Below are 10,441 nucleotides of genomic sequence, written 5' to 3'. Positions count from 1 at the left end.
CAACCAATTTTAATTGTATTAAATTCTAAACTTATTTAAAATAACTTCAAATTTCCAAGTTAGAGTTAAAGGWGATGTTTGATTTTTTCTTTTTTATCTTTACGTTCATTAATTCGATCTAGAATTAGATTACAATCTAAACCGTAAAGTAACTTTATCAAGATATTTAATTATGCTTACTCGTGCAAAAAGAAGGCGATTATCGCTTGCTGTATTGTTAACGCTGGCGTCTTCACATATTTTAATAGGACAGACGCAGAAGAGTAAAAATAACTTTACCATACAAGGAAAAGTTTATGAGCATCGTGATGGTAAACTTATACCATTGCGCCAAGCTAGTATATCTATCCGTGAATATGGAATTATCACGACAAGCAGTTCGGATGGAAGCTTCTCTTTGAAGAATGTTCCTACAGGCAGTATCAATTTAATAGGTACATATATTGGTAAGCAAGAGATTGATACTATTCTGAATGTCAAGCAAAATATTACACTTAATCTCATTTTCAGAGATAATTCTTTCCGTATCGATGAAGTTGATGTGGTAGCAAAACGTTCTAACAATCTAGTAGGTACATCTTCGAAAATCAGTAGTAATGCGATTGAACACTTACAGGCAAATTCATTAGCAGATGTGATGAGCCTATTGCCAGGAGGTTTGACCTCTAATTCAGACTTGAATACCGCCAAACAAATCAATATTCGTAATGTTGTCAATACTTCGAGCAACATAAATGCTTTTGGAACTTCTATTATTATCAATGGAGCTCCTACTTCTAATAATGCAAATCTTCAGGCTTTAAATCCAACTGTTAGCGGCTCTGCTGTAAGTCTTGCGGGAGGAGCTTCACCATCAGGAGGTTTTGACGTACGTAACATATCTTTGCAAAATGTGGAATCCATTGAGGTGGTGCGCGGTATCCCATCAGTAACTTATGGCGACGCAACTTCCGGTACTGTTATTGTTAATCAAAAGGCGGGAGCTCAACCTCTTACCATTGAAGCTAGAACAAATCCTAATATTTATAGCTTAAATATTACAGATGGTATATTATTGAGGAATAACAAAGGAGCATTGAACATTGGAGGAGGATATGCGTATAATATCAATGATCCAGTACAATCTTATCGGTATTATCAGAGAGCTACTTTTAATGCATTATACTCCAATAAGTTATTTGGTGATAGACTAAATTCTACTAGCGGTATAGATGTGAATTTCGGAAAGGATACCAGAAAGCTAAATCCGGATGACGAGATTACTAAGACAAAGTCTCATGCAAAGGAAATAGGTTTCTCCTTACACACTAAAGGAAATGTTACTTTTGACAATAAATCCTTAAAATATATCCAATATTCCGGTAAGATAGGATACACAAATAAGTATTCTTATTTACAAGAACAATATACTTCTGCTAATGCGCCATATTCGATGACATATACAGACAGGGCTGTATTGACAAACTTTCCTGGAAGGAAATTTTATGATGTTGAGGGTAAAGAAATTACCAACATTCCAGTTGGTGAAGAGCATCTCTATGCAGTCTATCTTCCTAGTACATATGTTGGTGAATATACTATAGATGGAAAGGAGTTAAATGCTTTTGTACAGACTTCAGCGAATTTTTTTAACCGTATCGGCAACACTAATCACAGTTGGCGTTTTGGAGCCGATTATAAGATAGATAAAAACTTCGGCGATGGAAAAATCTTTGCCGATTCTCTTCCTCCATACCGTAATTTGAGTTATGTGAATGCTACTTTCCGAAAGAGAAGATACAAAGACATTCCTGCCTTGCAGCAATTCGGGTTGTTTTTCGAAGAGGATTTTTCAATGCTCATTGCTAACCGTAAGCTGAATATTATAGGAGGAGTGCGTTATGATCTTTTTAACGGAGACAAATCTGTATTGTCGCCTCGGGTAAATGCTTCGTACGAAGTTATACCTCGTACTTTTAGTATCAAAGGAGGATATGGTTTATTAGCAAAGGCTCCAAGCTTACTTTATTTAAGTCCTGAAGATGCTTACTTTGAATATATCAACATTAATGAATTGGCGAACACAGCTATTCCGGAAGCAGAACGAGTGTTTATGACGACTACCCGCGTATTCAGCACAGAAAATAAAAATCTTAAAATAGCACAAAATAGGAAAGCTGAGTTAGGATTCGATTTTAACATTGGCAAGTCGTCTTTAAGTGTAACAGCCTTTCGCGAAAAACTTGAAAACGGATATAACTACAGAGTGACAGCAAAACCTGTGGAGTTTATAGAATATAAGCGTGTAAACAACAATGAACCTATTTATTCAGCTATTTCAAATCCTGTTCTCGCTAAATTTAATATGCCAGGAAATGGTGCCCGTTTGGATAAAGAGGGTATTGAATTTGAATTGTTTCTAAAACGTTTTGATGCTATACGTACACAGTTCAGTATAAACGGTATGTATATCAATCAGAAAACTTATTCTTCGGATTATGTCACTTATGATGGTCAAAGTGGAACAGGAGCTTCAAGCAGAACCCATATTGCACTATATGAGCCGAAGATGACTGTCCTTAACGAGAAGTCTACAGTAAGTTCGTTAAGAACGATACACAATATTCCAAGTATAGGATTTGTAGTAACTTTGACTACCGAATTTATTTGGAACGAGTCAGATTGGACGACCTATGGCAATGATTCTATTCCTATAAAGTATATCAGCAAGATAGATGGGCAGATTTACGATTTTGATCCTTCGCGTAAAGATGAAAGTGAATTCAAAGTATTATTGAGACCTGTATCACGTACCTTGGAAACCGTAGAAAGCTTACCAACAATGGTAAACTTTAATCTTAACTTGACCAAAGAAATAAGAGACTATATCCGCGTATCGTTTTTTGCAAATAATATTTTTAGGTATTATCAAATCGCGCAGTCAGACCGGGTAAAATCCAACTATTATAAAAGAAATATTCCATATTACTTTGGGCTTAATTTGGCGGTAAAACTAAAATAAAACTGTAGATTATGAAAAGTAAATATTTACTTCTGTGCATATTTATATCCTTATCCTTTATAGGGTGTGCTAAGATTAACAGTGCGTTAGATACAGATGATATACAATATCTTTCTGTAAATCTTAGAGCACACTCCGTAGCAGAAGGTGTAGAAACAACGGAAGGACTAAAAGTTGTTTTCGAAAATTTTACTGAAGGTTTTAGATTAGAGTATATTCTTAAAGATGGAGTTAATAAGATTGAAAAATTGATTCCGGGAACGTATTCTATCAAATATTACCGGCGTAACTAAATATAATAATAAGCAATATTATCTTATCGGTAGTAAGATTAACCATGTCATTGTCAAGGATGGGGAGTATATTGATATAGATGTTAATGGTGCTTCTGTGGGACCTTTGGCATTCAGCGAGATTTTCTATGCCGGAACCTCTCCTTTTTATTTTAGAAATCAGTTTTATGAGATTACCAACAATTCTGATGAGATAGTATATCTCGATGGGTTATACTTTGCCAATTTGTATCCTTCTACTGCGACAACAAATTTGCCGACTTGGCCGACAGAAGATGGCAATCGTTATGTATATGCCGAACGTGTATGGAAAATCCCTGGAGATGGAACGACCTATCCTTTGGCACCGGGAGAGTCATTCAGTATAGCTCAGTTTGCTGCTAACCATAAATTGCCACAGTATAATCCTAATTCACCAATAGATTGCTCAACGTCTGAGTTCGAGTTTAACATGGATAATCCTAATTTTCCGGACCAGCCAGCCACTGATATGATTCATGTTTTTTATAACGGCAGTGCTTCAAAAGGTACTTTGCCACAATATCTTACTTCTGTCTTTGGCGGTGCGTACGTGATATTTAGAGTTCCAGAAGGAGAGAGTTATGACCCGGTAAATGATCCTAATATGCGAACTCGTGATTTAGGAACAACATCGACTAATCTGTACGCTAAGATTCCTATTCGATATATCATAGATGGAGTTGAGGCAGGACATAACGAAAGTATGATTTCAGCCAAGAGAGTAGCATCAGTAGTGGATGCAGGAATGACTTACGTAGGAGCCACCTATAACTCTCTTGGCGTAAGACGTAAAAAAGTGGGTACACGTGAGGATGGAACTCCTATTCTGCAGGACACAAATAACAGTACAGAAGATTTTGAAAGAATGGTAGTTCCTGCTTTCCGCTTTTACAATCAAGGTATTCCATCATGGTCTTCAGCAAACTAATGTTAACCTTCAAATCACTACGAGTTCTGATGAAAAGAAATATAAAATTCAGCGCTTTAATACTAATGCTTATCTCAATCTTGAAAGTACAGGCGCAGCAAATGTCAAAAAATATAATTGAGCAGGAACAAGAGTCGCAGATTAACCAATGGAACGCTTCTGGAAATGCAGCAGGACTTCTGCTGGATAATCCTTCGCAAAACTCAAGTTTAGAGGTAGGCACTTCTTCCACACAAGGAAATTTCAGACAACCATATAACGGAGAGAAAATCAATACTATTTTTTTGAATACAAAAGGTAATTTATATCTAAAAAATTATTATCTGCAAGGATATTTTGCTTATAAGCGCAACAATATTAAGGCCGCGGAATATAATGCTTCTCTGATTGATCCTCTACGTCTTATGCCTTACATTGTGGCTGATACCAATACCAGCGATTGGGTAAATCAGTATTATGACTTGGGATTCAAGCTGAACACAAAACCTGTAGCAGGTAAATTGATGTTGGGGCTTAATGTAAACTACAAAGCACAAAGTGGAGCTAAACAAAGGGATATCCGTGCGAATAATCAATATTATGAACTTCAGCTAGATCCCGCTTTATCCTTGACTATTAGTGCCAAACATCATATTGGTGCTAACTTTCATTATAAAAATTTTAAGGAACAGTCTTCTAATTCGAATGTCAATACCTATGTTGACCAAGGGTACTTCTTCCTATTAGGTTTGGGAAATGCTATAGCATATGTAGGATCGGGAAGAACGATGAACTATGAGGGGGATGCTATGGGTTTTGGTGTTCAATATCAATATTCAGGCAAAAGTAAAATTTTCACAAATCTTAATTATACAGTTCAGGCTGAGGATGCCAATATAGCCTTTACGAATACCAGACCAGGCGGCACTTTATTGATGAAGAAATGGGATATGGGGCTTAATTTCCAACAGAGAGGAGAAGAGTTTACTCATTTAGTTCAAGCAACTATGAGCACCTCTAATTCCAGTGGAATAGAATATATCACAGAGTTTGTTAGTGGGTTAGAGTCGGATGGGTATTATGTACTATACAAGTCTGTTCGCTCAAAATATGCTAACACCTTAGTGTTAGGTCAATATGAATTGCAGAAAAATCAGGGGTTAGCATACAATTGGAAAACAACCATTTATGCTGCATTAGAGAAGATGGCAAACAAATACCTAATTCCAGAATCTACCATGGAAACCGATAATTTGAAGTATGGAATAGGAATACATAAGTTATTTGACCTGTCATCTACTAGACGAGTGCAGCTGACTATTGGATTACAGGCTTTAAGAAAACAAAATCTTGCAGGAAAATACGATTATAATGGTGCAGATGCCGAAGAGTTTACAGTTAAAGACTTAGAAGAACGCAATTTTCAATACCTGATAAGTGAATCTACAACATATGAAGTACCGGTGACTTATTCACAGCAGCTTAAAAGAGGAAGAGATACTGAAATGTTTATCAAGCTCATAGGCTATTACACCAATACCGAAAACTTTCACTTCAACAATAGAAAAAGCTTTAGAATAAGTATAGGTACTACTTTCTAAAAATCCAAGAAGGTAATAAATGGACCGAACATATTTTAGGGTTGAGCATATTTTCTCTTTTAATAATATGGGAGATGAAATTATATAAGAAGACACTATTTTTAATATTTATTGGTAGCTCGATATTTGGGCATGTTGCTTTTGGCCAGCAGATTACATATCCTACGCGACAGATAAAAGACCGTTCATTTGCTATTATTGTAGATAATAGAACTTATGCTCAGTGCAAGGAGGAACTGACGCTGTATCGTCAGGTTGTAGAAAAGGAAGGGTTGCCTACTTTTATCGTATCAGGCAACTGGTCTTCACCAGAACAGGTTAAAATAGAAATCTTCAAGCTTTATAAAATCCATAAATTGGAAGGGATAGTACTTATAGGAGATATTCCTATAGTCATGGTTCGTAAGGGACAGCATCTTGCTACAGCATTTAAGATGGACGAAAACCTTGATATAAGAGAATCATCCATTCCTTCAGATCGCTTTTACGATGATTTTGATCTTACTTTCGATTTTATAAAAAAGGATGAGAAAGATTCACTTTTATTTTATTACAATTTGGGAATAAATTCGGCCAATAAGATTCAAAGTGAAATATATTCGGCGAGAATTAAACCTATTGCTGCAGAAGGGAAAAATTCTTATCAACAAATAAGCCATTATCTTAAAAAGGTAATTACGGCCCACACGGAAAATAATAGAATTAGTAACGTGTTAACTTATTTGGGGGACGGAACATTATCAAATTCTCTTGCAGCATGGACACCTGAGTTATATCGTCTGGAAGAACAGTTCCCAAATACATTTAAAAGTGGTAAACAGGCCCAGTCCTTCAGATTCGACAGCTGGAACTATCCAAAAGATGAATTGATAAACCAGTTTAGAAGAAAAGATTTAGATATAGCCTTTATTCATGAGCACGGAATGCCGGAGCACATGTTTATCTCCGGCGATATTCCTTCACAATATTTGGAGGAGCATTTCCAAGCTTTGCAATACAGCTTAAAAAAATTGGCAGGAAGACTGATCAATGACAGTAAAGCCCAAGAGAAATTTTATGATACTTATGTGTCTAAGTATAACTTAGCACCATCTATTTTAGACGGCTATGATAGTAGAGATTTCAAGGAACAGGATTCTTTACGAAATAACCGTCAAGGTATAGTTGTGACCGAAGTGGATGAAATTAAGCCAAATGTTAGATTAACAATTTTTGATGCTTGCTACAATGGAGATTTTCGTGAGAAAGATTATATAGCCGGTCGCTTTATCTTCTCGCAAGGAAAGGCCTTGGTTGCATTAGCAAATAGTGTAAGTATATTACAGGATGTAAATACCACACATCTTATAGGTACACTTGGTATGGGAGTTTCTGTGGGTAAATGGGCGCAGCAAAATTATGTATTGGAATCCCATCTTATTGGAGATCCTACTTTTACCTTTGCTAAAAATAGTGGGGAAGATTGGAGTTGGGTATTTAGAGAAAAGAATAATAGGAAATTAGTTGCCGCCTTGCGAAAAGCTCAGAAAGCGGATGCAAGAAATATTATTTTTACTCAGCTATATAAAAATAACTTTGCTGGATTGCCGAAACTTTTGGCTAAAGAGTATCATCAATCCAATTATGTAACAACACGATATACATGTTTGCATTTGGCAAATCTTATAGGAGGTGATTTTCAACTTAATATGTTAAAAAGGTCCTGCAAAGATAGTGATGAGTTTATCCGTCGTCACAGTATCAATACTATGTCAAAAGTAGGACATCCTTCTTTGCTTCCATATATCTTAGAGGCTTATATTGAAAACCAGCAAGCATCTAGAGTTCTGTTTAGTATCAAGATGTCCTTATATTCTTTTAATCAAAAACTTATTAAGGAAGAAGCAGAAAAGGTTTTTGCACAGGCTCCTGTCGTTGACAAAACAAAATTTAAGGAGAAATTTTATGACGATCAGTTTCAGGGATTTTATCAAAATTTGGATTCTATAATTTTCGACAGTAAGAATTCATTACGTACTTTGGCGATATCTTCATTAAAAAATGTCAATTATCATCCTTCGGTAGATAAGTATCTAACCATGGTTAAAGATAATAAGGAGGATGTTACAATGCGTATAGCTATGTTGCAATCGTTGGCCTGGTTTGGGCAATCCTACCGTAAGATGGAAATCTTACAAGCATGTGAAGAAATAGCTAATGCTACCGATATTCCTGAAGAAGTAAAAACTCAAGCTTTACGAACTCTTAATATATTAAAATAATGAGTAAAATATTAAAAATAATAGCGCTATTTATTTCCTTAACATCATGGGTATACGCCCAAGTGAAAATCGAAAAGCCTACCGTTATTTCCAAAAACAAAGCCTTCGCAATTTTTATTGACATCGAAACTTACAAACATACTAGGGATGCTGTGAAAGCTTATCGAGATATAGTAGAAAAAGATGGACTTCCAACTTATATTGTTTCCGGTGATTTCAAAAAGCCGGAAGAAGTGAAGAATGAAATCCTCAAACTTTACAATGCAAAACAGTCTCTTGAAGGTGTAGTATTTATCGGAGAGATTCCCATCGTTATGATTCGCAATGCTCAGCATATGACTACAGCTTTCAAGATGAATGAAGATAAATTTCCTATTTATGAGTCCTCGGTACCTTCGGATCGTTTTTATGATGACCTTAATCTTACCTTTGATTATATCAAACAAGACGATCGTGAGCCTATTATTCATTATTATAAGCTTAGAGAAGACTCTCCACAGCACTTAAATCCTTCCATATATTCGGCTCGTATACGGTATCCTAAAGGACGTGGAGGAAACGTTTATCAAGCTATAAGTGATTATTTGTATAAAGTAGTTCGGACACCTCGTGATAATATCTTAGATTACTTTGTGGCTTTCACAGGTTCAGCATACAATTCAGAATGTTTAGTTGCATGGAAAGATGATGTCAAGGCGTATAGGGAGGATTTTCCTTACCTTGGAAAGACCAATACGCATTTCAAACACCTCAACTTTCGAATGGATGATTTTATGAAATTCAAACTTTTCGATGAGATGCAACGGCCGGAAGTTGATCTTCTGTTGATGCGTAAACATGGAACTCCAACACGCGAGCTTATAAACAATGAACCTAGCGGATTTTCGATAGAAACCCGTATTGAAGCAATACGTCGTGAACTTTACAATAATCTACGTAAAGCTATAAAAGCAAAGAAAAATGTGGATTCACTTAAAAAAGTATACCAAAAAAAATATCAGCTTACGGAAAAATTCTTCGATAGATTAAACGATATGGAGCTGGCAAAGCAGGATAGCGCTGTGAATGCAAACAACTCCATCCACACGGCAGATCTTAGAAAAATAAAAACAAATCCAACTTTATGTAATTCTGGATGCCTGCTATAACGGCTCTTATCATGAGGATGATTATATTGCAGGAAATTATATTTTTAATGAAGGAAATACTATTGCAGCACAAGGAAATACACGTAACGTGTTGCAAGACAAATGGACGATGAACCTTGTCGGTTTGTTATCGTACGGTGTGCGTCTAGGTTTAGTGCATAATATGAATGTAACTTTGGAAAACCACCTTATTGGTGATCCGACATTCCATTTTGGCACAAAAGAGAATGAAAAACTTAACATTCAGCTTACCCAAAATAACAATTTGAATTACTGGAAATCTTTATTAAAAAAGGAGGACCCTATCTATCAGTCTGTTGCTTTACGAAAGATTGCTGAAAAGGAAAAAAATTTTTCTTCTACCTTGTTGCAATATTTTCTTACCTCAAGCTACAGAACCGTACGTATGCAAGCGTTGAAACTATTGTCAAAGTATGCCAACGCTGACTTTAAAGAAGCTGTAAAAAAAGGACTTAGTGATGAATATGAAATGATTGCACGTCAGTCAGCAATATATGCTGGAAGTATAGGTGATTCTGACTTGTTAGAAGCACTTGCTGAAGCCTGGGTGCATGATAAATCACGACAACGTGTGCAATATAATATAGAATCAAGCTTGCGAGTGTTTGATAAGTCAAAAGTAGAGACAGTGTTTATCGAAAGTTTGCAAAAAAGTAATAGAATAGACAAAGAAAAAGAAATTGCAGATCTGTTACTGTCTTTTCGCAAAAAGGGATATTACGAATTAGGTTTCGAAAAGATTATGGACAGAAATACTTCCTTAGAAGAGCGTATTGATAATATCAGAGTAATCCGAAATTATAATTTTCATCAGCATGTGGATAGCTATTTGGCGCTACTTCATGATTCCACTGAACCATTACAGGTTAGAGTATGTATGGCAGAAGCGTTAGGATGGTTTAGGTTTTCGGTTATGAGACCTTTGATTATTGAAAGTTTGACCAAATTAAGTCAATCTCCTTCAATTGAAAAAGAGCTTAAAGATGAAATTATACAATCCTTGATTAGATTGCAAGGATATAATGCTTTAGTGTCATTGTCCCCTAGAGCCTGATAGCCTTATCAGGCTTTTTCTGTTTAATTGGTGGTGTTTATATGATTGTATGTTAAAGGTTTAAAACATAAAAAAAGCCGACCATGGTCGGGCGTTTGAGTRACCTACGGGCGGAATCGTAAGCCCGCACTCGC

The 10,441-nt window shown here is 35.9% G+C and carries 7 protein-coding genes; all 7 read left to right on the top strand.

Translation table 11 applies throughout. The features are described from left to right. Positions 1-172: 172 nt before the first annotated feature. The 7 genes from SD31_RS00025 (at position 173) to SD31_RS14535 (ending at position 10,307) form a co-directional block, all read left to right on the top strand. Positions 173-3,001: a TonB-dependent receptor plug domain-containing protein gene (locus SD31_RS00025; RefSeq protein ID WP_039052653.1), complete on the top strand. Its 2,829-nt coding sequence runs from the start codon at positions 173-175 to the stop codon at positions 2,999-3,001. 11 nt (positions 3,002-3,012) lie between these two features. Then, positions 3,013-3,294 carry a hypothetical protein gene (locus tag SD31_RS16780; RefSeq protein ID WP_197053449.1) on the top strand — a complete coding sequence of 94 codons (282 nt, stop codon included), beginning with the start codon at positions 3,013-3,015 and terminating at the stop codon, positions 3,292-3,294. Between the two features lie 106 nt (positions 3,295-3,400). Then, entirely contained in the window at positions 3,401-4,243 is an 843-nt protein-coding gene (locus SD31_RS00020; protein ID WP_197053448.1) for a DUF4876 domain-containing protein, read from the top strand. Between the two features lie 101 nt (positions 4,244-4,344). After that, positions 4,345-5,823 (top strand): DUF6850 family outer membrane beta-barrel protein, encoded by a 1,479-nt coding sequence (locus tag SD31_RS00015; RefSeq protein ID WP_156138114.1) that lies wholly within the window; start codon positions 4,345-4,347, stop codon positions 5,821-5,823. A gap of 74 nt (positions 5,824-5,897) precedes the next feature. Continuing rightward, on the top strand, positions 5,898-8,084 hold the full coding sequence (locus SD31_RS00010; protein ID WP_052258479.1) for a hypothetical protein: 2,187 nt from the start codon (positions 5,898-5,900) through the stop codon (positions 8,082-8,084). After that, on the top strand, positions 8,084-9,232 hold the full coding sequence (locus SD31_RS14540) for a hypothetical protein (RefSeq protein ID WP_052258478.1): 1,149 nt from the start codon (positions 8,084-8,086) through the stop codon (positions 9,230-9,232). Before SD31_RS00010 ends, SD31_RS14540 begins: the two co-directional genes overlap by 1 nt. Positions 9,233-9,395: 163 nt before the next feature. Continuing rightward, positions 9,396-10,307, top strand: coding sequence for a HEAT repeat domain-containing protein (locus SD31_RS14535; RefSeq protein ID WP_197053447.1), 912 nt, complete (start codon positions 9,396-9,398; stop codon positions 10,305-10,307). Positions 10,308-10,441: the final 134 nt, after the last annotated feature.

This window comes from Sphingobacterium sp. T2 (genome assembly GCF_000814685.1).
Lineage (GTDB): Bacteria > Bacteroidota > Bacteroidia > Sphingobacteriales > Sphingobacteriaceae > Sphingobacterium > Sphingobacterium thermophilum.
Note: the sequence above shows the minus strand (reverse complement) of the source record. Positions and strands in the feature narration are given on the sequence as shown.

Coding starts and splice junctions, on each gene's coding strand:
- SD31_RS00015 (WP_156138114.1), top strand. CDS start 4,345: ATGTCAAAAAATATAATTGAGCAGGAACAAGAGTCGCAGATTAACCAA.
- SD31_RS00010 (WP_052258479.1), top strand. CDS start 5,898: ATGAAATTATATAAGAAGACACTATTTTTAATATTTATTGGTAGCTCG.
- SD31_RS14535 (WP_197053447.1), top strand. CDS start 9,396: ATGAATGTAACTTTGGAAAACCACCTTATTGGTGATCCGACATTCCAT.
- SD31_RS14540 (WP_052258478.1), top strand. CDS start 8,084: ATGAGTAAAATATTAAAAATAATAGCGCTATTTATTTCCTTAACATCA.
- SD31_RS16780 (WP_197053449.1), top strand. CDS start 3,013: ATGAAAAGTAAATATTTACTTCTGTGCATATTTATATCCTTATCCTTT.
- SD31_RS00025 (WP_039052653.1), top strand. CDS start 173: ATGCTTACTCGTGCAAAAAGAAGGCGATTATCGCTTGCTGTATTGTTA.